This is a genomic window from Alteromonas mediterranea DE, from assembly GCF_000020585.3.
GTDB classification, from domain to species: domain Bacteria; phylum Pseudomonadota; class Gammaproteobacteria; order Enterobacterales; family Alteromonadaceae; genus Alteromonas; species Alteromonas mediterranea.
Genome location: NC_011138.3, coordinates 1,408,961 through 1,434,754 on the forward strand (window position 1 = coordinate 1,408,961; position 25,794 = coordinate 1,434,754).

Genomic DNA, 25,794 nt, shown 5'->3' on the forward strand with positions numbered 1-25,794 from the left:
AACAGCAGCAATGCGTTGAGGTTTTTTTATTTTTGTTGCATCCAATATCAAACGTTGGTCGTTTGGCTTGTTGAACAGGACGTGAGCAGTACTTATCGCACACATTTGCGGTTGACAGCGTCTCTTCAAATAAAACAAGTATGGAGATGATGATGGAACTTAATAAAACATCGCAGCAAAAAATAAAATTGTCACTATTAGCGACGGCTATGGTTTTCGCCTTAAGCGCCTGTGATGGTGACGACGGCACTAACGGTATAGATGGCGTCGACGGCGCGCCAGGCCAAAATGGAGCACCAGGGCAAGATGGCACCCCTGGCTTTGCTGCGGCCACTTTCCTTGTTGCCAATAATGGTGATGACAACCGAAATACGGTAACCGCAATTGATCAAAACGCCAATGCGCTAAGCACGGTAACGACAGGCGCCAATGAAGGCATCGTCTTTACGCAAAGCGGCGCGTTAGTTCAGGCAGGTGATAGTGACTTACCGTTAGTAAGAAGTTTTTGTGGTTTCGATGCTCAGTCTAACTATATGATGAATAGAGGGCACGAGCTCACCGGTGCTGCCACAGGCCTAGTTAATCCGAAAGGGATCGCGTTTGCTGAAGAGGCGGGCCTTATCATGATCGCAGACTTTAACGGTCAGAAAATAAGTGTATTCGGCGGCCAAGCGGCGGGCGACGTAGCGCCTATTGCGGAAATTATGACGTCGGCAAAGCCATGGGACCTTGCCTATGACGAAGAAAGTGACAGACTGTATGTTGCGCTGACCGACGGCACGCTAGCAGTCTATGACGATGTGGCAAGTTCTGATTTTGCCCCGTCAGTTATGCGCTCTGTGGTACCCTCTGATGCTGATGGAAATCAGCTATCGATAAATCTGCACGGTATCGTTTATGAGCCTATGTCCAACCGTATTGTGTTATCAGATGTTGGTGATGCCGCGGTCGCTGACGACGGCCAAATTTTTGTTTTAGATAATGTGTCGACTGCAGACGGAGCAACAGTGCCTACCAGAGTAATTGGTGGCGCAACGACGCAGCTTGGAAATCCGGTGGATATTATCCTTACAGGGTCGGATTTGCGCGTGGCAGAGAAGTCAAATGATGCAATCTTGGTTTTCTCGAATATCTTTAACGGCGAAAGTGGTGATGTAGCGCCAACGTTGTCTACGCCTTCAGTAAAACCAGAATCACTTGCCGAGTTTACAGACCTTGAGACCATGGTAGATAGCTCTGACGACGGTATCACAACAATGCCAATTAGGGGCCTTTCTGTTTCAAGCAATCCTTCAACAGACAGCGAGACCACGGGGCAGGTGGCCCAGTACAGCGCGGTTTTATCAAGTGAACTAAGCACATTTGACAGTGGAATGAGCATTGAAAGTGCGGCTTACACAGCAAGCGGTGACGGTGTCATCACGTTTGATAACCCCGATACATCTACCGGCGGCCTTATCGTGGTTAATCGTCTTAAAACGATGCGTGACGGTATGATGTATAGCGATAGCTATGATCATATGATTGTGGGTAATGAAACAGGGCTTATCGCGCCTAAAGGCTTAGATATATCGTCTGACAACGGCATGGTATTTGTTGCCGATGTGAACGAGACTACACCTGCGGTTAGGGTATTTTCACCGTGTGCTTCAGGTAATGTAGCGCCTTTACTCAACTTAGAGGCTGCTAACGGAGCGCGACCATGGGACGTAGATTATGACCCGTCTACTGATAGCGCTTACTTAGCGTTAACCAATGGCACCGTTGCGGTATTTGAAGAAGTCGTACGCAAGATGGAAAGTGGTCAAACGGTAATAACCGGTGAAGATAGACTGATTGTTCCGGCAAGCGACGGCACAGCGTTTGCCGCACCAACGAATATTCACGGTATCGATTACGATAGCCAAAGCGATAGTCTGGTGATTTCTGATGTAGGTAGTGCCGCCGATGCCACCGACGGAAAGCTTTACGTGATATCAGGCGCAGGCAGTGCTGATGGGCTCGCTAATGTATCGGTTAATATTGCAGGTCCTAATTCCATGTTAGGAAACCCGGTAGACCTTATGCTGAGCAATGGACACGTTTATGTCGCTGAAAAATCAAACGGTATGATTCTTCGCTTTGATAATATTTTGAACGCTAGCTCGGGTGATATCGACCCTACGTTTAGCATGATGTACCCTGCACCTGAATCGGTACAGGTGTTGCCAGTAAAGTAAAGTGAAAAAAAGTAAGTCATGCTGGTAGAGGCCGTTTAGCAAATGTTTCTACCGCAATCCTTACTGAGGTAAACCGATAAGCATAATAAGAGCGGTACGCTTTCTCTAGTAAAAGGCGTGCCGCTTTTTAATATTAACTTTTATTTTAAGGCGTCAAGGCGTTCCTTTACGTATTACAAAATCCGCAAACTTCACGCGTTCCTCTTGCCCCCGTAATTTGTCTAGCTCAGCAACAGAACGGTAAATACCCCATTTAGGGCGAATAAAGTCTTCACCCGACACGCCCCGCCACATATCGCTAGATACATAGAAATACCATTCAAACTGCATGGTTTCACCTTCGAAACCCAATACCGCGCTATCGCTTTTATCGTAAGTCTTAATTTCATTGCGCTGGCGGTCATATTAAACGCCTTTATTAAAGTCTTCGTCTCGGTGTGCAAGGAATACAATATGTGGGCCTACGGTGTTGTCAATTTCTTCAGTAATATGCGCTGTTGCGTTAGCACCGCCGCCGCAGGCAGATAACGCGCTGATGATTAACGCGATGAGTAAAAAGTAAAAAAGCACTTTAAGTACTTCTACTAAGGGGGTTTCTTTTTTGTTATTAGAAGACATTGTGTATGCCGATTGTATTAAATTGGTTAAAAAGATGTTCTAAAATTGGTTAACCAGCAAGAGGGGGATATCAATATTTTCTATAAAAATAGCGGCTCGAGAAAAATGACTTGAAATACGGGGAATCGAATGACTATGGGAAGTGTTTAAGAAACTTCATAACAATAGCGCGCTTTATAACCAACAAATCAACCTGCGTCTGTGCAAATTAGCGAATTCATAATACACTGACGGGCTACATCGTGCGCGTGTACTTGCTTAAATAAAAACACGCAGTTTGAGCCCTTATTGGCATACGCAAGCGAGTACCGTTTAGTGCAGCGTGGCGTTTCGCGCGGCAGAGTTATTGATACAGGAACACTATGGCAGGCTTAAAACGTATTATTCTTATCGACACGCATTTACCAGGCGTGGTCGAACTAAAGCTTGATGGACACACCAATATTTGTGGTACCAATGCGTCGGGTAAAACTACGCTACAGCGACTGATCCCCGTTTTTTATGGTGAATATCCTAGTCGCGTTGTACCCGCCACCAGAGACAGTTTTGAACGTTGGTATCTACCTCGCCTGTCTAGCTTTATTATTTACGAATACACCCGCGCCGAAGGTGATCTGTGTCAAGCTGTATTAAGTTCTAACGGTACTGGCGTAAACTACCGCTTAATTGGAAAGCCGTTTGATATTAACGACTATCTGATAGAGCAAAAGAGCGGTAAACACGCAAGCGTTAGCAGCGCCGAGCTTGCTCGCGCCATGAAGCGCAATAACGTCATGGTCACCAGCTTGCTTAATACCAAAGACTTTCGCGCAATTATTCAAAACGATCATGGCGTGCTAAACCAAAGCAACAACGCTCGGGAACTATTAGGTTACGCCAAAATTTTTAGTCTGTGCGAGCCGTCAAAGCACATGCGCCACATCGAGAAGTTGGCAAAGGCGGTTCACTCCAAAGAAGGCAAGATGGAAACTATCAAAGCCATGATAGCGGCTATCTTGGAAGAGGATGGCGTTACACCACCGACTTCGGGCTTAAGTCGCCACCGCGTAGATGACTGGATCAAAGAGTGTCACTTAATTAAGCAGTTCGATAAAATTCGCCCAGAGTTTTCAAAGCTCGAACAGGCTGACATGGCTTTAACGAGCACAGAGCAAGTGCTTGCTAACCTGAAACATAGCTTTGAACTTGATAAAACTTATTTGGCTGCACGTGTTGAAACCACAAAAAATGAGCTTGATGAAAACAGCTTTCAGCGCAAGCAAACTGATAGTGAATGGGGTGATACAAGGGATCACTTAAACCAGGTTATTTCCTCCGCCCGTGCTGATGTCGAGAAGTTCACTAGCGAGCTTGATACGGTAGAGCGTGAGTTCGACAAATGGCAAGACGAGAACATTGAACAGCTTAAAGAAGACGTAGCAAATCTAGCCCAATGGCAAAATGAAAAAGCCATGGCCGACAGTCGCTATGTTTTACTAACCGAAAAACACCAAGATATTGAGTCTGCTTACAATAAACGTTTAGCCGAGCTAGGCGAAAAGCTGTCTATTACGCTGGAAGAAATGTCTGCTGCTCGCCAAGAAGCAGCAGAAAATAAAGCCGAGCAGCAGCAGAGCGAACGAGAAGCTCTAAGTCGAATTCGCGAAGACTATAACGGTCAGTTAACGGCTTTGCAGAACGACTACCAAAATAGTTTAAATGAGCTGAAAGTAGCAGAAGCTGAGCTGAAGGCTTCGCTTACCAATGCAGGTTACAATGAATTCGAGCAGTCTCAACTTGATATCTTAGATGCAGCCATTAAAGAAGCGTCAATTAATGAAGATGCAGCGCGAGGTGAATTAAGACAAGCGCAGCAAGCGCATAGTAAGTCGGTAGAGTTCCGAAAAGAGTGTTCAAATGCGCTCGATAGAGCGCGCGCTGCTTTCCAACAAGAAGAGAAGGCCGTTAATAAAATTAACGGGCTACTTTACCCCGGTGAAGGTTCGCTGCTTGAGTTCTTGCGTGCTAATGTTGATGATTGGGAACTGTCGTTAGGTAAAGTGATTCGTCCAGAGTTGCTTGAACGCTCAGATTTAGCACCAGAAATGACTACCGATGCGCCGAGCGACAGCAGCAGCTTTATGGGCGTTAAGTTAGCGCTTACTGAACTCGATACCCCAGATTACGCCTTTACTGAGCAAACGCTCAAGCAGAAACTGCAAGAAGCAGAGTTGCGTCAGGCGGCAGCGCATGCCGCCCAAAACGAATGTGAGCAGCGATTAGCAAAAGCTAATGAAGAAGTGCGTAACGCAGAATTGGTGGTAACACAAAAAGACAACGCCGTTAAAAGTGCAGAGGCGACGCGCAAGCGTGCGCAACAAGACCGCGATACCGTACTAAGTGAATATCAGCAGGCACTCTCTGCACGAAAACAAAAAGCCAAAACGAAACTTGAGGCTAACCAACAGTCACAAAAACAAGCAAAAGCACAATTTGAGCTTAGCCGAGACGAAATAAAGGATCAGCAGCGCGAAGCCGAAACCGAACACAAGTTCCACTGGCAGCAGCTTATTTCCGATAGCGAAGCGCGTATTTCAAAAGCCGATAGCGATATGCGTAAGGCAAAAGATAACGCGGCTCAAGATAGAAAAGACATGCAAGACTGGCTGGAAAGCGAGTTGAATAATCGCGGTGTCGACGTTGATGAAATCGGTCAGCTTAAAAAGCAAATTAATAAGCTTAAAGAAGACATTACGCGCACCGAAACCCACCGTCATAAAGTGGCCGACTACGAACGTTGGTACACCAATGTGTTTAATAAGCAAAAAGTGGTATGGCAAGAGGGCTTATCTAAGTCGCGTAAGCTGTTGGGTGAGTCAGAGCGTAATTTAGCGAGCAAGCAGGCCACGTATAAAGCTACTCGTGAACAGCTTCAAGAGCAACACGCTCAGTTAGAAGCAACCCTTAAAACTGCTAGCGACCATTTAGAGCAGGTGAAAACCTTAAGTAAATCGTTAGCTAAGCTAACGCTGCATGCAGGGGATGAAACTGCCGAGATTAAACACGATGACGTGAGTATCAGCCAGCGTATCTCAGAAGTGCAAAGTCAGCTTCAAGAGCGAGAAAACTTGCTAAGCGATATTCGCGCCTACGTAGAAAGGTTCGATCAGTTAATTGCCGCGCAAGCTGGTACAGGCCTGTCTGATACTTGGGAGCGCGCTCGTGAGGAGTGCGCCACGCTTAATGCACATGGCGTGAAAAGCTTTGACCACCGCCGTATGGTGTCGCACCTCGCTCAGCTTCTGAACGTTATTGTGCCTCAAAAACTTCAGGGGCTTCGTGAGCAAGGGCGTATTTTCGGTGCCGATCTTTCACAATACTATTTTGTATTAGCCGATATCGACAAGCGTATCGTGTCACAAAGCCGTCGTATCACCCAAGAAGTTGATGGTGAGCTATTCCTAGATGGCGTGTCTGACTCTGCAGTTAAAATTCGCTCACGCATTAGTGAACTTGAGTTTTGGCCTGAGTTAGAGCAGTTCAGAAAACTTTATGAGCACTGGATGGAAGAGGGGGCTAACGAATTACCGGAAGAAGAGTACGGTTTAAGCATGCGCCGTGTTCTTGATATCCTAGGTCGCGCTGCGCTTACCGGCGGTATTAGCAAGCTTCTTGATATCGAGTTGCATCTGCGTGAAGGTAATAGCGACCTTGTTATCCGTACCGACCGCCAGCTAAACGAGTCATCAAGCCACGGCATGGCTTACCTCATTTTATGTAAGTTCTTACTCGCGTTCACTCGCCTGTTGCGCGGCGATGCCGATGCGACTGTGCATTGGCCTATTGATGAGCTCGGCACGCTTCACCAAAGTAATGTGAAGAAGATTTTTGATGCCTGTCAAAATAATAACATTAGCGTAGTCGGCGCTTTCCCTAACCCTGAATCGGAAGTACTTACGCTATTTGAAAACCGTTATCTTATCGATAAGGTGACGCGTCAACTACAGGTGGTTCAGCCCAAAGCAAGTTCGATAGCAGCACGCATTAAGGCAAGAAAAGACAGTGAAGCAGCAGGTGAGGAGACATCAGCATGATGACAGAACAAGGCCGTGTACTAAGTGCACTTTTACAAGGCGCGTTTATTTGTCAGGTCACCGATGAGGAAGCGTGGCGCTTTCTGAAAAGTAGGGATAATGCCGCGCAACTAGAGCCTCACCTAGCTTTGCTGAACCGCACGCTTTCAACTACCGCTGAAGGGGATGTGTTTTTTGCAAGCTACCTCACCATAGGTGAGAGCGAACGCAAGGTGTTAACGCAGCAGTTTCAAGATACGGCATCTAACTTAGTGCCGCTCGTTGAGTGGCTGCTATTGGTGCAACAGGCGAATGAGTCTGATATGCCTATTACTATGGGCAGCGCTATCCGTTTAAACGAATTGCAGACGACCATTGAAGACACACCGGCTTATGCTGAGCAACTAGAAAAAATTTCGCGCTACCGCATGTTTGGCTCAACCAGTGTCAACCTAGACGGACAGCTAAAGCAGGTATTTAAACGCTTAACCGACATGGGCTATTTAATAAAACCAAACCCAGATAAGCAAATTTACTTGGGAACGGGAAAGGTTGAGCACCTTTATGAAATGCTGCGTTTTATCGATGAAACCGAAGCGTTGAGTTTATCTGAGCAGGCGGAGGCCGCTATTTCGCAAGGTAGCTTGATATGAGTCAGGTATTAATTCAGGCCGGTACTAAGCTATTAAATGCATTAGGGCGGCACAGCGACCTGATAATGCAGGCGTATGTTAACGGATCGGTAAAAGAGCGGGATTACAGCCCTAAGGTACTAGAGCAACTTGTGCAGCTAGGTGTACTGTGGCGTCCCGAAGCGCAAAGTGAACTGCGCCTTAAAAGCGCAGTGCGTACGCTTTTAGAAGGGAGCTTGCAAGACGATCGTAACCGCACTATTAATGCGAATATTGGCGCGTCATTAGCTAGCCTTAAAACCCTTACTGAACATTATAAAGAAGCGCTTCATTACAACAAATATAATGAAGCGGCTGCGCACATGAGTGATTTGACGGAACATGTTTATCAGCTCTCTGAATCGCTAAGCAATAGTGTTCGCGTGATGTTTGGCCGCATAAACAATGAGTTTGGTTACGTGTCGTCGGTTGAAGCAAAAATTCGTGAAAACGAGCTAGCTCAGGGGCAGGTAACGGATTTACTGGCGCAGCTTGAGTGTTTCCGCTTTGATGAGTTAAGCGAACTGGCGGGGTCTAACCGTGAATTACGTCATCTGCTGGTGGTATCACTACAACAGCGCTTTGCAAAAGCGGCGCAGGAATTGTCGGTAGTTCAAGCGCGCTTACTAGACTTACTTGGTCGTTTCAGAGAGTTTCAAGGGCGTACACGTTTGCTTAAAGGCTTTTTGCTGCATATGGAGCAGCAGCCAGATTTCGCACCGGGCAACTATGCTAACCTAACCAATGTACCTGTATTGTTTAATCAGTCAGCATCTATTATTGCAACGGCAGCGCCTGATGTTAACAATGTAGAGCATGAAGCGGATTACCAACATATTGTCGCGGCGTTGTCTCACATCCATAAGCGTCAGTCGAAACACGAAGACACTAAACCCGCTGATATAGACGTTACTGCACAATCCACCGTATCGCTGGAAAAAGACCCGCTACAGAAAGCGGTAGAAGACTACTTCTGCGATGTCATCGATTCGGGCCAACCGAAAACCGCACTCGATTATTTTGAGCAGCATGCGTTGGAGTTTGACCCGGAAGTATGGATTTACCAAGTGATTGGCGGCTATCAAGCCTTAGATGAGCAGGATAAGCAGTTTTTTGCATTAGAACCCCACGGTAAGAACGATAAAGTCTATACCGGCAACTTCTACATAAGTGATATTACTCTAGGTCTGCGATAACGAAGAAGATCTTCAACTTATCAAATGTTCATCACGCCCAGCGGTTTTATATGTAATGACACTGGGCGAAACTATTTTGTTTTCTCTACCATAAAAACCAATTTAGACACTTGGAACACGCCGAAAAGTACCTATAATACAATAGGTGTTTACACTTATTTAACATAGTGAACTTAAAGATTCATGGCAGCGTAATATGTCTGTCAATCGCACGGACTATGCTTACAAACGTGCGGTGAACACTAGGTCTGGCCCACGAAAGTCGGTCTTACTGTAAGTTTCTGCAGGATGTAGAATAGGTTGTGGTACTGCCGCGTACAGTACGAAGAGGAAGAGTGTTATGCAATTATCAGAACAACAAAGTTTCAATCAAGCCCTAATCAAATTATCAGTATTGCTCTATCAGGTGGACGGTATGGTCACTTTATCAGAACAAGACTACCTAAATGCGATGGTCGACTCATTAGACTGGCAAAGCCCAATATGTCCAGAAGCGTTTTTAAACGATACGATTTACCAAACGCGAAAGGCCATAGATACGGGTGATGCCATTACCTTCTTACGCAGTTTAAAAAACGATCTCGCTTTCGATGCAGAAAAGACCATGGAAGTTGCTATGGCTATTACCGGAGTAGACGGTGAAAGAAGTGATGAAGAAACGGAGTTATTGTCTCTTCTTACGCATAAACTGCTAGCAAAAGCGTTGGTTTCAAGTAACGATACGCTGCAGTAAGGCCTTTCTTAGCTTTTAACTTCAGCGGTCAAAATGTCTATATTTAGTTTTTATGCGGCACGTTTGTGTGCCGCTACTGTTGCCCTAATTTCCCTTAATGGCTGTAGCGTGTCGCACAGCACACAGTTCTCTGACAGTGACCAGCGCTTTCCTACAAGCGTAGATTCATATAGCAACTATTTAAGGGATGTTGAGGCATACCTGTACGCCCAGCGCGTTTTTATTGGTAACAATAAAGCGCAGGAAATAACAATGAATATGCCTTTTGAGTGCGCGTCACAGGTAAGTGATACCGGTATACTTTTAGTGCACGGCTTAGGCGACTCTCCCTATTTCTTTCGCGACGTGGCGCAGGCTCTATGTAATGAAGGTATTCGGGTACGAACTATCTTATTACCTGGCCACGGTTCAAAACCCGGCGATATGCTAAGCGTAAGTTACGAGCAATGGCAAAATGAGACGAATCATCATATTCGCCTTTTCTCACGTGAAGTAGAGAATATGTATATCGGTGGATTTTCAACGGGGGCGAACCTCACCACAATCGCTAGTTTCTCAATGGCGGAAAAATACGATGTTAAAGGGTTAATTCACTTTTCTCCCGCGTTTAAATCGCGCTTCTTTGTTTCTCGATTGGCCCCCTATATTGACCAGCTATTCCCTTGGCCTAATGTGGAAGAAGAAGACAATCCAAGCCGCTATAATTCTACGGCCATGCCAGGCTTTGCTGCCTATCAGGAAAGCGTAAATGTGCTACAAGATTTGTTTTCACAAAGCAACGAAGAAGCGCGTACCCTAAAGGTACCGGTTTTCATGGTCGTTGCGGAAAAAGACAGTGTGGTCGACACTCAAAAGATTGCCGAGCAGTTCCGTGATAATTTTACTCATGCGAAAAAGTGCCTGATTTGGCAAGGAGAGCATTCCCCTGCGCTACCTTCAAAGCTTATTGTTCAACAAACTATGAAGTTGCCGCAGCAGCGAATTAGTGCCGCTTCGCATATGAGTACACTGTTTTCCGATAAAAATTCTTTATATGGCACGCAAAGCCGTTTTCGCATTTGTGACAACGGGCAGGGTAGCGATGAAGAAGCGCGTTGCAATGCCGGCGAAGAGGTATGGTATGGCCCGTGGGGATACGAGGCTGAAGAAGAGGAAGTAGGCAATGTATACGCAAGGCTTACCTATAATCCGTACTTTGACACTATGGTAGAGCAGCTGCTCGCGTTTACAGGCAAGTCAAAAGCAAGCAGGCTTTGTGCGTCAAACTAAAGCCATAAAAAAACCTAAACCCTGGTTTCATCTATTTATAACGAGCAAATAGTGAGACATGGATTTAGGTTTTTCTGCATAGGGCTTTTTAGCCTTATTGGCTATAGTTAGGAATGCTGTGCTTGAGCATCTTCCATTTCTTTTTCTAGCTTAGCGCTTTCATCAGCTCTGGGTTTTGTGAATCGCGCTAACGCTAAATAAAGTACCGGCGTGAGATAAAGGGTAAACACAACGGCAATCCCCAAGCCGCCAAAGACCACCCAACCTATAGCATTACGGGCTTCAGCGCCTGCTCCCGTTGACAATATAAGCGGCAGGCCACCGAGTATAGTCGAAACAAGTGTCATCATAATGGGGCGAAGTCGCACTTTACCCGCTTCAACAATGGCGTCATAAATATCAAAGCCCTTATCGCGCAATTGGTCAGCAAATTCTATTAAAAGAATGGCGTTTTTGGCCAAAAGACCAATTAACATCACCAACCCAATCTGAGAATAAATATTAATACTCGTACCCGTTAAAAATAATGCGTAGACCGCGGCAGCAATACCGAAAGGTACGGTGAGCATGACCACAACAGCGCTGTTAACACTTTCAAACTGCGCTGCGAGTACTAATAACACAATGATAAAAGCCAGTACGTAAGTTAGCGCGACTTGTTTGGATGTTTCTTCAAAAGTTTGCGCTTCGCCTAAAAATACAAGGCCAATACCATCAGGTAGTGTATCGAGGGCAAGCGTGCGAATTTGTTGCACCACTTCACTAAGTGCCACGTCCTCTGGTAATTCCATTTCTACTTTTATTGCGCGGCGTTGCGCTTGACGCTCAAGCTCTGCTGCTACCCCTTCTTCAGTTATATAAGCCACGCTAGAAAGCGGTACCAAATTACCGTCAGTACTTTTCACATAAAGGCTCGTAAGTTCTGACGGGTCAAGCGTGCTGCGATTATTGGTCTGCAACATAATAGGAATGGCTTGATCGCCTACGTTCAAGTCGGCAATGTCATCGCCGTTGACCGCAGCCCGGAGTGTGCTGGCAATATCGGTAAGCGGGACGCCGAGTTCTTCGGCGCGGCGTCTGTCGATGTTTACCCGCATTTGAGGCTGGGTAGGGTCGTAACTAATACGAGGCCTGCCAAGCTCAGGCAGGGTGTCTTCTAATTGCCGGGAAAAGCGCTGTGCAGCCTTAAATATATTCTCGTACGTGTCACCGGTAAGGGCGATTTCAAGACCTCCACCTTGCCCGCGAAGGTTAAGGCTGTTACCGCCAAATGCGTTGCCCGGCGCGCCAGGAATTTGCTGTAGTTTAGGACGAATCTCGTTAACGACGTCTTGCAGCGACGTGTCTCGTTCATCCCAATGTTTGAGCGGTGCCGTGATAAAGACGATATTAGGATCCCATGATCCAACGACCGTATAAATCGAGTCGATGGTGCCGTTTTCTACATAAGGCAGCAGCAGCTCTTCCATTTTCTCTGCTTGTCTGTCCATAAAGTTAAGTCCTGCGCCGTCAGGCCCACGGGCAAATATGCGTATGGTGCCCCTGTCTTCGCTTGGCAATAGCTCATTATCGATGTTTTGCGCCAGAATGTAGGCACCGCCGCCGGCGGCTAAGCTCAATATGCCCACAACCCAGCCATATTTAAGCGCTTTGAGTAGCGACGCTTGGTAAACCCTTAAACACGCGTGGCCAAAACGGCCGAACGTTTTGCTAAATAGGCCGGTTTTACTGGTTTGTTTTACCTTCAAACGGGCCGTTAATGCAGGTACAAGAGACAACGCTACAAAAGAGGAGATAACCACTGCACCCGCTAATACGCCACCAAATTCTCTAAACAAACGCCCTGCGGTCGAAGGCAAAAACGCAATAGGAATAAATACAGAGGCAAGTACGGCTGTGGTGGCAACCACAGCAAAGAAGACTTCTCGAGTGCCTACTACGGCTGCAGCGCGCGCACCTAGTCCCATGCTTCTGCGGCGCTGAATGTTTTCAGAAACGACAATGGCGTCGTCAACTATCATTCCGGTGGCAAGCACCAAAGCGAGCAAAGTGAGTATATTTATGGAAAAACCCATTCCCCAAATAATAGCAAGTGCACCGGCAAGCGATACGGGAATAGAAAGCGCTGGGACAATGGTTGCACGCCATGAGCCAATAAATACAAGAAGGGTAACCACCACAAGAGCTATGGTCAGGCTAAGGGATACGACCACTTCTTTAACTGAATCTCGAATGAATTCAGCATCGTCAGCGGTAACCACAATATTCATATCCGCAAAGCGTTTATCAAGGTCTTCGACCATTGCCAACACTTCATCTGATATTTCAATAGTATTTGAACTGGCCTGGCGTATTACGCCTACACCAATAACAGGCGTACCGTCCAAACGGACTACGCTGGTGGTGTCCGCTGGGCCAAAGTAAACACTGGCCACATCGTTAATACGTATATCACCGGTGACAACAATATTACCTACATCTTCAGCAGATACGGAGGTGGCATCGGCCCGCACAATTAAGGCTTGCTCGGCCGATTGAATACTACCTGCAGGAACATCAAATGGCGCAAGGGCGAGAGCATCGCCAATATCACTCATCGACAAACCAAAACTGGTTAAACGAAGAGGGTCAACAGATACACGTAAAACGCGCTCTCGGTCACCATTTAGCGTTACGTCGGCAACACCTGGAATACTTAAAAACAAAGGCGCGACATCGGTATCAACACGTTCGGTTAGGGTCTCCATATCTAACGTATCGCTAGATATGGCCAAACTTACCACCGCTTGTGCGTCACTGTCAGCGCGAATAATCGCTACTTGTTCAACGTCTTCGGGAAGCTGGCGTTGAACACGGCTAACCGATTCGCGAACCTCGTTCGCCGCATCTTCTAAATTCACGCCAGGTCGAAATTCAACCCTTACTCGGGCAGAGTTTTCTTCACTTTGTGCGTATATGTTCTTAACACCGCTTACTCGCGCAACAGCACCTTCTAGGCGCCCGGTTACCTCGGCGTCGACGGTTTCCGGTGACGCGCCAGGAAATTGCGCAGTTACCGTTACTCGCGGGGTGTCTACATCAGGAAGTTCACGAACTTCTAGGCCACTTAGTGCGGCAAGCCCGGCAATAGCAATAAGCAAGTTAAGTACAACGATAAGAACCGGACGTCGTATCGACAGAGAGGGTAAATCACTTACCGAAGAAGATAGGTTTGAATCACTCACCTTGAGGCCCTCCGGCCAACTCGGTGGTAATTTCTTGCCCGGAACGTAAACGCTGAACACCTTCTGAAATTAGCGTGTCACCTTCTTCAATATCACCAAAAACTAAAATTGTTCCTCTTAGGCGTTGGTGAACGCTTACATCGACTTTTTTCGCTTTGCCATCTTCAGCTAACCAAATATAGGCTCCGGTTGCTCCCCACAATAATGCTGCTTCTGGAATGGCTGCAAATCGGTCGCCTTCAATACTTAAATTAACGCGGAAACTCATGCCCGGACGAAATTGATCCGATGAGTTGTCAAGCAGTGCTCGGGCGCGAAGGGTTCGGTCTGCTTCATTGATGCGAGAGTCTACTTGTGCAATTTCTGCTTTTACACGCTTCTCTTTGTCGCTCCACGGCTCAAGCGTAACATTCGGCGCATTAAGTAACACGGGTAACGCGGCTTCGGGCGCCTTAAAGTTGATGAAAAGTTTACTTCTGTTGTCTAGCGTAGTGATAACGGTTTGCTCGTTAATTCGGTCGCCAACTTCAACCTCAGTAAGCCCGACTACGCCATCGAATGGCGCGATAATGTGTCTATCTTCTAAATCGGCTTGCGCTTCTTCAAGCGCAACTTCGGCAAGATCACGTTGCGTGCGAGCAAGGTCAAGTTCGCTAACGGGCACTGCGCCTTGTTTATAGCTAGAAGCCAAGCGTTCTACCGTACGCTGTGCATCTTCTAAGGTAAGCTTCGCGCGTTTAAGCGCTGTTTGCTGGCGTCTGTCGTCAAGACGTACTAGCACTTTCCCTTTTTCTACTGATTGGCCAGGAACAAAGTTGATTTCAGTAACTTCGTCAGAAACGGCAGGGTAGAGCACGATAGAGCGTACCGCTTCTGCACTGCCCACCGCTTCAACTTTGCGCGTTTCGTTCATAAACTCAATGGGCTTGGTAACCACGAGCTTAGCTTGTCGGTCGCCCATAAACTGCGCGTTGGCAGTGGGTATCATCACTAAAAAAAGAGCACAAAGACGTGTCCATGTCTTCATCGCATCATAGACTGAATTTTTCATTTTAAACCCGTAGCGTTATTAAGGCCTGTCGAACGTTGTTGTACATTTTTACAGCGGCCTCGTTTTATTGTTTTACCAAAGCGACCATTAATTAGGCGATTGGTTAACCTCGTTGTTTGTACCGTATAGCACCACAGGCGGTTCAGCTAAGCAATTGCAGTTCAGCGTATTCCCTGTACAAGGTATCGCTTTTCATAAGAGAAGCGTGATCGCCGCTACCTACAACTTGGCCTTGGTCCATCACTAAAATGCGATCTGCGTGCTGTACTGTTGATAGTCGGTGAGCAATCACAATGCTCGTTTTCCCTACCATCAAACGGTCAATAGCTTGCTGAACCATACGTTCACTCATGGCATCTAGAGCGCTGGTGGCTTCATCAAGCAGTAGAATAGGGCGGTCAGCTAGAATGGCACGGGCGATGGCAATCCTCTGCTTCTGACCGCCAGAGAGTTTAACGCCTCTCTCACCTAATTGCGTGTTATAGCGCTCATCTAAGTTATCGATAAACTCATGGGCAAAGGCTTTTTTGGCTGCGCTAATTACTGCCTCATCGCTAGCTTCTGGATTGCCGTAACGAATGTTTTCTAGCACGGTATCTGCAAAGACCACGGGTTCTTGCGTGACCACCGCAATGTGGTGACGCAGGTGCTCTACTGGCATTGTATCGATGGGCGAGCCATTAAATAAAATTTGCCCGGAGGTGGGATCGTAAAAACGCATTAATAATTGAAACAGGGTAGTTTTACCCGCCCCGCTAGCGCCCACGAGGGCAAGTCGTTCCCCTTCACGAATATCAATGTTTAGGTTATCGAAAAGAGGTTTACTATTGGGGTAGGCAAAGCTGACATTTTCTAGCTGAATTCTAGGGGCCGCTTTTGATATGTCGATGTTAGTGGCGGCAGATTTCACCGGTATTCTGGCATGGGTGTTAGCACTTTTAATCGCAGGTTCAGTGGTAAATAATTCGTACAAACGCTCACTGGCACCGACACCTCTTTGCACTTCACCAATTACTTCGCTAATGGTGGCTACACTACCCCCTGCCATCACGGCGTAGAAAAGAAAAGCGGAAAGTTCACCTACTGTCATTGTGCCGTCTAGCACTTGGCGCGCACCCACCCACGCGATAAAGATAATGGCTGTCATGCTAATGCACATAATGCAGCCAATAAGCAAAGAGCGATAGTGAATACGCTTTTTAGCCACATCCATAGCAAGCTCTACTTTTTTAGAGAAGTGCAAGCGTTCTGCATTTTCGGCGGTATAGGCCTGTACGGTCATTATTTCGTGAAGACTTTCATCGATACGGGCGCCTAAATCAGCTACTTTATCTTGGCTTTCTTTCGCGTATCGGCGTACCTGTGGTGCTAATACCTTTATTGGTACTAAAACAGCTGGAACTGCGACAATCACGCAAAACGTTAGTAATGGACTTGAAAAGGTCATTAGTATTAAAGCGCCGACAAAGGTAACCACAGAACGTAAAGTCATAGATAGACTCATACCGACAACAGTCTGAATAATCGTAGTGTCACTGGTAAATCGAGAAATGACTTCTCCGGTTCTAAGCTCTGCAAAAAACGAAGGGGGGAGAGACAATAAATGTGAGTAAACTTGATTTCTAATATCAGCGCTTACTCGCTCGCCTAACCAGGTCATAAGGTAAAATCGAGCGTAAGTCGCCAGGCAGGCAACAATCGTAATAGCAAGTACCATTACAGTTGCTTTATTTAATGTATCTGCCGCGTTTTCAATAAAGCCACTGTCGATGGCATACTTTATTCCTTGCCCTAAAAGTAGCCACGCAATAGCCGCGGTGAAAAGAGCAATAACCGCCCCTACAACGCGTGACTTGTAGTGAAGTAAATGTGAGCCAATCCACTGTAATACTTGTTTTGTCGATACATCAGCTAGCGGTGTTGTCAAAATTACCTCGTTGTGCGCATTACTTCTTGATAGCGGTGTGTTTACAACACCATTTAATATTGATGTTTGGATTATACGGCAAAGTAGGTACATTAGACGTCAGCAATGCGATTACAATGGCAGTATATACGCTGGGATGAAAATAGAGGGGGCTATTCATGTGCAGCTGATGCTGTGCGTTTGCTGAAGAAATAGGGCTTGATGTCGAGAGTTTCGAATTGGATCTCAACAGTGAAAGTACAATTGAGCAATTAAATGAAGAAATGCATATGGCTCGTAGTATAGGCGCCCAGGGCTTTCCCAGCTTAATACTCAAATCAAACAAACTTGCCAAGGCGGAAGAGACAAAATCACGAGCGCTTAAAAACGCTCAGTGGCAAAACATACCTTACGATTATAATGACGCAAGTGTAACCCTACGTCGTCTGTAACCGTTATTGAAAAAAGCGCGTACTTTTAAACTGTGCCTTCCTTGCATTGTTCAAGGCGTAAATCTCCCACCGATTTTGGGTATTCAACACGGGTTGTAACGATGTCAGAAACAGGGACGCCAGAATCCGTATCTTGGAGCCATACTTTCATATCGTGATGGTCACGAGATTGGTTGAGCGAGTAACGCTTGCCGCCTTCTAAGTTTACATCTAGCCTAACTATCGCCTCGCGAGTGGTACCATCAGGCAGGTCAGTGTTTACGACACTGGCTTGAACAAATAGAACATGCTCTCCCGGCACAACATCCCGAAGAACTAACGCACCGTTAGGGCGTTGGTTAAAACACATCAACTTTACGTACTCTCGCTTATTGTCAAAGGCTTCTCCGCGGTTAGCGAAAAAGTCTATACGAGCTTCATTGGGTTGGACTTCTGCTTGTTGTGTGACCATATCTGTAGCGGATGAACACGCGAAAAGTGGAGCAATTGATGTAGCGAGTATGAGTGATGATAATTTCATTCGAATAATCCTTCTTCGTGATCCATTTACTGAAGCCTTTGATTAACAAATGCGCCAGAGAAAAACTAAAACCCAGTTAACTGCCATCCTTTAAACTGCATATGGCTTAAGTTTTTTATCCGAACTAAATCCTAGTGCTACGTTAACAATACATCACCAGATGATATTTTAAAGAAATTTGCGAAAGACCATGCATGTGTATTTGCGTTCTTAGGCCATCGCCTACTTACGGGAGCGATATTGAACTAAACAAAGGATAAATCAGGTTTTTACTTGCATTGAACGGTGATATCCGTATAATTCGGCGGCCTTCCAATTGGCGTCTAATTTTTAGACGTTAAATGAAGGCTTAAGTTAACGGTAACGCTACAACGAGTTTGAGGCATTTATGGTTACTATTCGTTTACAGCGTGGTGGCGCGAAAAAGCGTCCATTTTATCAACTAGTGGTTGCTGATAGCAGCCGTGCAAGAAACGGTCGTTTCATTGAAAACATCGGTTTCTTCAACCCAACTGCACAAGGTCAAGCGGAGCGTCTTCGCGTAGACCTAGAGCGTGTTGATTACTGGGTTGGCGTAGGCGCGAGCTTATCAGATCGCGTATCTAGCTTGGTAAAAGAAGCGAAAAAATCTGCAGCGTAAGCTGTTATTAACTGGTGGTATAGATGAGTCTAGCGTCTGACAAAGTGATTGTTGGCAAAATTGGCGCACCGTACGGTGTTAAAGGTTGGGTCAAAATCAACAGCTATACAGAAACGCCAGAAGGTATTTTCGAGTATGCGCCATGGTTTATTGGCGAAGAAAAAGAATACCAAATTGACCAATGGCGACCGCACGGTAAAAGCCTCGTTGCAAAAATTGTGGGCGTTGATAGTCGAGACGATGCAGAGCGCATCAAAAACTTGGATATCAACATAAACGCTTCACAGCTGCCTGATTTAGGTGACGAAGGGGTTTATTGGCGTGAGCTCACCGGCATGAAAGTGGTAACAACGCAAGGTTACGACTTAGGTGTGGTGAAAGAAGTGTTTAATACAGGTGCTAACGACGTGATTCACGTTAAAGCGAATGTAGGCGATGCTTTTGGTCAAAAAGAAAGACTATTACCTTTTGTGTTCGACGAAGTCGTACAAGAGGTGGATAAGGAAGCGAAGGTCATTAAAGTTGACTGGGACCCGGGGTTTTAAGTGACACCGGAAAAGTGGTTCGGCGTTGTTAGCCTGTTTCCAGATATGTTTGCCCCATTCACTCAGCAGGGTGTAATAGGGCGAGCTGTAAAGTCTGGAACCGTAATGGTTGACACGTTTAACCCCCGTGACTTTACTCATGACCGCCATCGCACAGTTGACGACCGCCCCTACGGAGGCGGCCCCGGCATGTTGATGATGGTAAAACCGCTTACCGACGCAATACAGGCTGCCAAGAAAGTTGGCGGCGAAAACAGTAAGGTGATCTACTTATCACCCCAAGGGAAACCCCTTGATCAGGCTGGCGTTCAGCGCCTAGCCAGTATCGACCGCACAATTTTAATTTGTGGTCGATATGAAGGTATCGACGAGCGAGTAATCGAAAGCCATGTAGATGAAGAAGTCTCTATTGGTGATTACGTGCTAAGCGGCGGTGAATTACCTGCAATGGTTCTTATGGACGCAGTTGCACGGTTAGTTCCTGGCGTGTTGGGGCATAAAGCTTCAGCGGTTGAAGATTCTTTCACTGACGGTCTTTTGGATTGTCCGCACTATACGCGGCCCGAAATACTCGATGGTCAAAAGGTGCCCGAGGTGTTGTTAAGTGGTGATCATGAAAAAATTAGGCAGTGGCGATTGATGCAGTCTTTAGGTAGAACCTTGCAGCGTCGCCCTGATTTGTTAAATCACCTAGCTCTGACTGAGGAGCAACAACGTTTGCTTGATCAATATCAAGCACTGTTGCGGCAAGATGACAGTTAACTAGGACGAGAGGATATGATGAGCAAAGTCAGTCAAGATATCATCAAAAAAATCGAAGAAGCACAGCTAAAAACTGATGTTCCTGCGTTTGGTCCAGGTGACACAGTAGTTGTAAAAGTTCGCGTTACCGAAGGTGACAAAGAGCGTCTTCAGGCTTATGAAGGTGTTGTTATCGCTAAGCGTAACCGTGGTCTGCACTCGTCTTTTACCGTGCGTAAAATTTCTAGCGGCGAAGGCGTTGAGCGTGTGTTCCAAACACACAGCCCGGCAGTTTCTTCAATTGAAGTTAAACGTCGCGGTGCGGTTCGTCGTGCTAAGCTTTACTATCTACGTGAGCGTTCAGGTAAATCTGCACGTATCAAAGAGAAGCTTAACTAAGATTACTAATCCTTGCGTTATTGTTAACTTCGAAAAAACCCGCTTCAAGCGGGTTTTTTTGTGCTTAAAATCCGATCTTTTTTCTGTTTTATCCATTACCTACATTAAGGTTTTTTAATAGAGAGCAGAATGACTTCCGAATATTTTATCGTGCTAGGCATTATCGGTGTTGCCTTCTTCGCTATATCAGGCGCACTGTTGGGACACGAAAAGAATATTAATGGTTTCGGTATAGTGGTTGTTGGCGTAATGACGGCATTAGGCGGCGGAACCTTAAGGGACCTATTGTTAGGTAAACCTATTTTCTGGGTAGATAGTTCTGAATACCTTTTAGCAACCTACAGCGCAATATTTGTTACCGTATTATTCATACGCTACTTCCCATCACCTTCAAATTTTTATTTCATCTTGATTGATACAGTAGGGCTTGCCATATTCAACGTGATAGGCATAGAAAAGGCATTGATTAGCGGAACAGGAATGATTGTCGCATTAACCATGGGGATGACGACAGGCATCTTTGGCGGTTTGATGAGGGACGTTGTTTGCCGAGAGGTTCCCTATGTTATGCGTGGTGATGTTTATGCCAGCGCTTGCTTCGCCGGGGGTCTTACTTATGCTGCGCTATTTGCGCTCGATATACCTTACATATGGTGTATTTTAGGCTCTATTGGCGTTACGGTGCTATTGCGGATTGCATCACTTCACTGGGGCGTCAATGTTGACCTGTTCAGAAAGCGAACGCCTAGACAACAGAAAAAAGAGAGTAGCACTGAATAGCCACTAGTGTCAGCGCTATACAAGGCTGTGTAAAACGCTCGCGTTACACAGCTTGCATGAGAAAAACGTTATTTAAACCATAAGAGTAAGCGCTTCAATCATGGGTTTATTCTCTATATTAATGGTGTGGATAATATGCTTATGCAGGCGCTTTTTATGCTCGGCAAAAATACTACGCTTTTTGTCGAAGGTTTTTGCATAGTTTACTGCGCCTTCTATCAAAGACGCCTGTGAGTCATATGCTTTTTCTACAACATGGTCGTCTTCTAACTCTTTACCAGAAACACGTCTGCCAGATAACTTCATTTCGTTAAAGCGGTAGTAAGGCATTGCCTTTTTGACAAACTCAATCATGCCCGGAAGAAAAGGAATAGATAGGTCAACTTCTGGAAAACAGAAGAAACCTTTATCTGCGCGCATAAACCGGAAATCACACGCGCACGCCAATATAGCACCATTGCCAAAAGCGTGACCGTTAATTGCCGCTATCACAGGAAGTGGGTAAAGCAGGAGTGTTTTAAACACGTCGTCCATGTCATACATGAACTGCTTGATCTCTTCAGTACGAGCAGCTTTCATCGCCGGCATCAGCCAGTCAGTATCAATGCCTAAGCTAAAACATTTTTCGTCGTTTGACGTGATCACCAGTGCTTTGCAATCTTCATTGCTTTTGATGGTATCTAATGCAGACAGCATCTCTTTGGCAAAAAGCGGGTTGTGGCGGTTTTCACCATTTTTCATGGTTAACGTGGCAACGTGGTCTGTGTAGGTGATAACTAAATTATGCATTGTTTTCTCGTTATTATTGCGTTGTTGCAATAATACAAAATCCTTGAGAGGAATGAGAAATTTAGCTTATTTATGTTGGTTAATTATTCTAGCAGCGGTTAAATGACCGAATCCTAACTGCCGGTCATTATTTAATCGAATGCTATCGATGCTTGCCAATAAGTCACGCTGTTTTGCTACGAATCTAGCTTAGAATAAAGTATTATTCGTTATTGCTTGCGCTATTACGCTTAAGTTGTTAAAAAGTCAATGACGTTAAAGAAATATAGAAAAAGCTGGTTGTACAACAAAGTTTACATGCCGATTGCACACTCTTTTAGCGTTTTAGTTTTCCGTTTTTTATTTGAAGTTAAGAGAGTAAGAGAGCTCCCATGATCAAGGACACCGTAAATAATGTTCACGTAAGTACAGAAGATGTACTTATTACCCCAGAAGCGTTAAGCGCTGAACTGCCTGTTTCAGACAAAGCGCTCGCCGCCATTTCTGATTCAAGAAAAATCGTTTCAGATATTATTCATCGCCGCGACCATAGAATGCTAGTTGTGTGTGGTCCATGCTCCATTCACGATGTAGAAGCTGCGAAAGAATACGCGCTTAAGCTGAAAGAACTTCACGAGTCATGCAAAGATACACTCTTTCTTGTAATGCGCGTTTATTTTGAAAAACCGCGCACTACTACAGGTTGGAAAGGCCTAATAAATGACCCCCACATCGACGGTACGTTTGATATTGAAACGGGCTTACGTAAAGCAAGAGAACTACTGATTTGGCTAGCAGAGCTAGAGCTGCCTGTTGCAACCGAGGCGCTAGACCCAATTAGCCCACAGTATCTGGCAGAGTTATTTAGCTGGGCGGCTATCGGAGCGCGTACATCTGAATCTCAAACTCACCGTGAAATGGCAAGTGGTCTTTCTATGCCAGTGGGTTTCAAAAATGGTACAGATGGAAGTTTAGATATTGCGATTAATGCCCTTAAATCGGCCGCATCTGGCCATCGCTTTATGGGTATTAATAAGCAAGGTCAGGTAAGCATTATTGGGACCAGCGGTAACCCAGACGGCCATATTATCCTTCGTGGTGGTAAGCAGCCTAACTATGACTCTGTGTGCGTGTCTGAGTGCGAAATTGAACTACAAGATGCGGGCCTAACCGCGGGCTTGGTTGTTGATTGCAGCCATGCTAACTCGTCTAAAGATTATCGCCGTCAGCCGTTAGTTGCGCAAAACGTGGTGAACCAAATTCTTGAAGGCAATCAGTCTATCATTGGCGTTATGCTAGAAAGCCACTTAAAGCCTGGTAATCAAAAAGCAGAAGGCAAAAAGCCTGAAGAACTAGAATACGGGGTTTCGATTACAGATGGTTGTATCGACTGGCAAACCACAGAAAACTTAATTACTCAAACCAGAGATAAATTAATAACTGTGCTACCCTTACGTCAAAATAAGCGCACGGTGGCTTAAGCCTATTAGCCTACGTGCCGTTTGATTCAAGGACAAGACACAATGGCCGAATTTTCGCAGCAGTTAAAAAAGCTTGATACGCTGCGTGAAGGTATCGACGAGCTGGACTCTCAGCTCGTCGAGTTACTCGCAAAACGCAATCAAATAACCACTCAAGTCGGGCAAATAAAAGCCGAAGCTGGTATGCCTGTTTACGTACCAGAGCGTGAAAAGGCGCTTATCGCCTCACGCCGTGCGCAGGCCGAAGCATTGGGTGTATCGCCTGACTTAACCGAAGACCTGTTACGTCGCGTAATGCGAGAGTCTTACCATACTCAAAATAACAATTATCGCTGCGTTAAACCTGATGTGGATAACGTGGTTGTGATCGGCGGGGCAGGTGCCCTTGGCCGAGTATTTGTGAGTTTGTTTGAACGCAGTAATTACCAGGTTTCAATTGTTGAAAAAGAGGACTGGGAGAGCGGAAAAGCGACAGCGCGGCTAAGCGTTGCATCTTTAGTTGTTGTGGCCGTACCCATCAACTTGACCGAAGCCGTTATCGAAAAGCTCACCATGTTGCCGGACGATTGCGTACTAGCGGATATTACCAGTATCAAAGCAAAGCCGTTAGAGGCAATGCTTACGGTGCACAAAGGCCCAGTGGTGGGGTTACACCCTATGTTCGGCCCAGACGCCCCGGGTATGATCAAGCAGGTTGTTGTGGTGTGTGAGGGACGAAGCCGCGACAAATATGCTTGGTTAATCGAGCAAATGCGCATTTGGGGAGCGACCATACATGACTCTACTGCGCAAGAGCACGACCAGGCCATGGCCTATATACAGGTTATGCGCCACTTTAACACCTTTGTGTATGGACAACACTTAAAAGGTGAAGATCCTAACTTGGAATCGTTGACCATGTTTAGCTCACCAATCTATCGGCTAGAGCTTGCAATGGTGGGTCGGTTATTTGCTCAATCACCTCAGCTCTACGCAGATATTATCTTTAATAATCCCGACAACTTTGCCCTTCTTAGACGTTTTTATGAGCGATTTGGCCTTGCGTTGTCGTTGCTTGAAAGCGGAGATAAAAAAGGGTTTGTAGAGCAGTTTATGAAGGTGGGGGCATGGTTTGGTGACTACGCGAAAAAATGCCTGGTAGACAGCAAACAAATGTTGTTAAAAGCGGATGATGGCCAACTATTACGGGATAAATAAGTATTCGGTATCAGCGACATAGGTAAAACGAAAGGCGAGCTTAAAGCTCGCCTTTTTGTACTAGTCAGCTAATGCACTTGCCGCAGCTACTTTAGTCGGGCTAATTTCTTCACTTGGGTAGCATCCAAGTACTTTGATGTAGCGCGTTATGCCACGTAGTGAGTCTAGCGCATTTTGGACGGGGCCGTCCTCTACGTTGCCCTCAACATCAATATAAAACATTTCTTCCCATGGGTTACCCGGAATAGGGCGTGACTCTAGCTTAGTCATGTTAATACTGTTTTCTCTTAGCACTAGCAGTGCTTCAACCAGCGCCCCAGGTTTTTGAATGGTCGACATCACAAGGGTGGTCTTGGCCGGCACTTGAAGTGGTACCACAACAGGGTTGCGCGCAACGACAATAAAGCGACTGTGGTTTTCTTTTTGATTAGCTAAATTACTCTTAATTGCCATCAAGCCATATAAGTTACCGCCAGCTTCACTGCCTATTGCTGCCACATCGTCCCGTTTGAGCTCGCTCACGGTCAACATGGCAGATGACGTGCTGTCCATAGTTTTTACTTCTACATTGCCTAGCTCCGCAAGGAAATGGCTGCACTGAGTAAAAACTTGAGGGTGGGCGTACAGCGTTTTAATTTTATCTATGCTGGTATCACTTCCCACTAAAAGAGTATGACGGATGGGGTGAGTGAGCTCGCCAATAATACTTAATTGGGTGTGCTGAAGCTGGTCGTATACTTCGTTGATACTGCCAGAAGTCGTATTTTCAATTGGTAGTACCGCATAGTCAGCTTCTGTGCTTTCCACTTTATGAATGATTTCGGCGAAACTCTGACAGCCAATTTCTAACAGCTCGCCAGGGCGACGTGAGAAGTACTTCTGTGTTGCAAGGTAAGAGTACGAGCCTTTGTCACCCAAAAACGCCACACGGTTTAACGGAAGCGTGCTACCAGGATTTGCGCGTTCAGCAAGCATTGCCTGTTGGTTTAACACCGAGTCTTCAATAATGACATGGAAAATTTGAGTCACGTAATGGGGGTCTAGTCCAATATCTTGACCTTCTTTTATCAGTCGTACTAAGAGCTGCTCTTCGCGCTTTTGATCTCTCACAGGAATGTGATGTCTAATTTTTGTCTCAGCGACTTCATTAGTTAGCTTTCTGCGTTCTGAAAGTAAGGTAAGTAACTCACTGTCTAGTGCGGTAATTCGCTCTCTAACAGTATCTAGTGCATTGTCTGACATATCATTCCCGTGCGTATCTTGTAAGAAAATTCTGCTAAAAAAAAACCTCCCGGGTGGGAGGTTTTCATGCATGTAGCTGCGCCTCCCTAA

General features: G+C 45.9%; 22 protein-coding genes. 14 read left to right on the forward strand and 8 right to left on the reverse strand.

The features are described 5' to 3' along the window. Positions 1-152: 152 nt before the first annotated feature. Positions 153-2,219, forward strand: a complete 2,067-nt coding sequence (locus MADE_RS06395) for a collagen-like triple helix repeat-containing protein (RefSeq protein ID WP_023559569.1) — start codon at positions 153-155, stop codon at positions 2,217-2,219. Between the two features lie 153 nt (positions 2,220-2,372). On the opposite strand, the gene MADE_RS21170 is transcribed toward MADE_RS06395, so the two are convergent. Both MADE_RS21170 and MADE_RS21175 read right to left on the reverse strand, forming a co-directional pair. Continuing rightward, on the reverse strand, positions 2,373-2,549 hold the full coding sequence (locus MADE_RS21170; protein ID WP_023559570.1) for a hypothetical protein: 177 nt from the start codon (positions 2,547-2,549) through the stop codon (positions 2,373-2,375). A gap of 75 nt (positions 2,550-2,624) precedes the next feature. Further along, entirely contained in the window at positions 2,625-2,837 is a 213-nt protein-coding gene (locus tag MADE_RS21175) for a hypothetical protein (protein WP_023559571.1), read from the reverse strand. A 362-nt stretch (positions 2,838-3,199) separates the two neighbouring features. On the opposite strand from MADE_RS21175, the gene MADE_RS06405 reads away from it, so the two are divergent. From MADE_RS06405 to MADE_RS06425, 5 genes are all read left to right on the forward strand, one after another. Further along, a complete protein-coding gene (locus MADE_RS06405) occupies positions 3,200-6,910 on the forward strand; it encodes an ATP-binding protein (protein WP_023559572.1) in 3,711 nt (1,236 codons plus the stop codon). Next, positions 6,907-7,542 (forward strand): condensin complex protein MksE, encoded by a 636-nt coding sequence (locus MADE_RS06410; RefSeq protein ID WP_020745617.1) that lies wholly within the window; start codon positions 6,907-6,909, stop codon positions 7,540-7,542. The genes MADE_RS06405 and MADE_RS06410 overlap by 4 nt, the downstream gene beginning before the upstream one ends. Next, positions 7,539-8,756, forward strand: coding sequence for a hypothetical protein (locus MADE_RS06415; RefSeq protein ID WP_015066655.1), 1,218 nt, complete (start codon positions 7,539-7,541; stop codon positions 8,754-8,756). The genes MADE_RS06410 and MADE_RS06415 overlap by 4 nt, the downstream gene beginning before the upstream one ends. Before the next feature lie 340 nt (positions 8,757-9,096). Next, positions 9,097-9,489, forward strand: a complete 393-nt coding sequence (locus MADE_RS06420) for a TerB family tellurite resistance protein (protein ID WP_015066656.1) — start codon at positions 9,097-9,099, stop codon at positions 9,487-9,489. A 33-nt stretch (positions 9,490-9,522) separates the two neighbouring features. After that, positions 9,523-10,758: an alpha/beta hydrolase gene (locus MADE_RS06425; protein WP_020743173.1), complete on the forward strand. Its 1,236-nt coding sequence runs from the start codon at positions 9,523-9,525 to the stop codon at positions 10,756-10,758. Between the two features lie 107 nt (positions 10,759-10,865). Here MADE_RS06425 and MADE_RS06430 read toward each other — a convergent pair whose 3' ends face one another. The 3 genes from MADE_RS06430 to MADE_RS06440 all read right to left on the reverse strand — a co-directional run bounded on the left by MADE_RS06430 (position 10,866) and on the right by MADE_RS06440 (position 16,960). Next, on the reverse strand, positions 10,866-13,982 hold the full coding sequence (locus MADE_RS06430; protein WP_020743174.1) for an efflux RND transporter permease subunit: 3,117 nt from the start codon (positions 13,980-13,982) through the stop codon (positions 10,866-10,868). Continuing rightward, entirely contained in the window at positions 13,975-15,033 is a 1,059-nt protein-coding gene (locus MADE_RS06435) for an efflux RND transporter periplasmic adaptor subunit (RefSeq protein WP_023559573.1), read from the reverse strand. The genes MADE_RS06430 and MADE_RS06435 overlap by 8 nt, the downstream gene beginning before the upstream one ends. A gap of 142 nt (positions 15,034-15,175) precedes the next feature. Beyond that, complete coding sequence (locus MADE_RS06440; RefSeq protein ID WP_020744713.1) at positions 15,176-16,960, reverse strand: ABC transporter transmembrane domain-containing protein; 1,785 nt, start codon at positions 16,958-16,960, stop codon at positions 15,176-15,178. Positions 16,961-17,178: 218 nt separating this feature from the next. Here MADE_RS06440 and MADE_RS06445 point away from each other — a divergent pair, with 218 nt between their 5' ends. Further along, the gene (locus MADE_RS06445) at positions 17,179-17,391 is read left to right on the forward strand and encodes a thioredoxin domain-containing protein (protein ID WP_015066661.1); all 213 of its coding nucleotides are present in this window, start codon (positions 17,179-17,181) and stop codon (positions 17,389-17,391) included. A 25-nt stretch (positions 17,392-17,416) separates the two neighbouring features. Here the strand turns inward: MADE_RS06445 and MADE_RS06450 are convergent, their stop codons facing one another. Then, the gene (locus tag MADE_RS06450; protein WP_020743177.1) at positions 17,417-17,911 is read right to left on the reverse strand and encodes a hypothetical protein; all 495 of its coding nucleotides are present in this window, start codon (positions 17,909-17,911) and stop codon (positions 17,417-17,419) included. A 388-nt stretch (positions 17,912-18,299) separates the two neighbouring features. On the opposite strand from MADE_RS06450, the gene rpsP reads away from it, so the two are divergent. The 5 genes from rpsP (at position 18,300) to MADE_RS06475 (ending at position 21,016) form a co-directional block, all read left to right on the forward strand. Next, positions 18,300-18,551 carry a 30S ribosomal protein S16 gene (gene rpsP, locus MADE_RS06455; protein WP_015066663.1) on the forward strand — a complete coding sequence of 84 codons (252 nt, stop codon included), beginning with the start codon at positions 18,300-18,302 and terminating at the stop codon, positions 18,549-18,551. Between the two features lie 23 nt (positions 18,552-18,574). After that, positions 18,575-19,096, forward strand: coding sequence for a ribosome maturation factor RimM (gene rimM, locus MADE_RS06460; RefSeq protein WP_020743178.1), 522 nt, complete (start codon positions 18,575-18,577; stop codon positions 19,094-19,096). Continuing rightward, entirely contained in the window at positions 19,097-19,858 is a 762-nt protein-coding gene (trmD, locus tag MADE_RS06465) for a tRNA (guanosine(37)-N1)-methyltransferase TrmD (protein WP_015066665.1), read from the forward strand. Positions 19,859-19,876: 18 nt separating this feature from the next. After that, entirely contained in the window at positions 19,877-20,236 is a 360-nt protein-coding gene (rplS, locus tag MADE_RS06470; protein WP_024015986.1) for a 50S ribosomal protein L19, read from the forward strand. Between the two features lie 129 nt (positions 20,237-20,365). Next, positions 20,366-21,016 carry a trimeric intracellular cation channel family protein gene (locus MADE_RS06475; RefSeq protein WP_015066666.1) on the forward strand — a complete coding sequence of 217 codons (651 nt, stop codon included), beginning with the start codon at positions 20,366-20,368 and terminating at the stop codon, positions 21,014-21,016. Between the two features lie 72 nt (positions 21,017-21,088). Here the strand turns inward: MADE_RS06475 and MADE_RS06480 are convergent, their stop codons facing one another. After that, positions 21,089-21,805 carry an enoyl-CoA hydratase/isomerase family protein gene (locus MADE_RS06480; RefSeq protein ID WP_020744902.1) on the reverse strand — a complete coding sequence of 239 codons (717 nt, stop codon included), beginning with the start codon at positions 21,803-21,805 and terminating at the stop codon, positions 21,089-21,091. A gap of 371 nt (positions 21,806-22,176) precedes the next feature. On the opposite strand from MADE_RS06480, the gene MADE_RS06485 reads away from it, so the two are divergent. Further along, positions 22,177-23,265: a 3-deoxy-7-phosphoheptulonate synthase gene (locus MADE_RS06485; protein WP_015066668.1), complete on the forward strand. Its 1,089-nt coding sequence runs from the start codon at positions 22,177-22,179 to the stop codon at positions 23,263-23,265. Positions 23,266-23,307: 42 nt separating this feature from the next. After that, the gene (tyrA, locus tag MADE_RS06490) at positions 23,308-24,462 is read left to right on the forward strand and encodes a bifunctional chorismate mutase/prephenate dehydrogenase (protein WP_015066669.1); all 1,155 of its coding nucleotides are present in this window, start codon (positions 23,308-23,310) and stop codon (positions 24,460-24,462) included. A gap of 60 nt (positions 24,463-24,522) precedes the next feature. On the opposite strand, the gene pheA is transcribed toward tyrA, so the two are convergent. Next, positions 24,523-25,776 (reverse strand): prephenate dehydratase, encoded by a 1,254-nt coding sequence (gene pheA, locus MADE_RS06495; protein WP_015066670.1) that lies wholly within the window; start codon positions 25,774-25,776, stop codon positions 24,523-24,525. Positions 25,777-25,794: the final 18 nt, after the last annotated feature.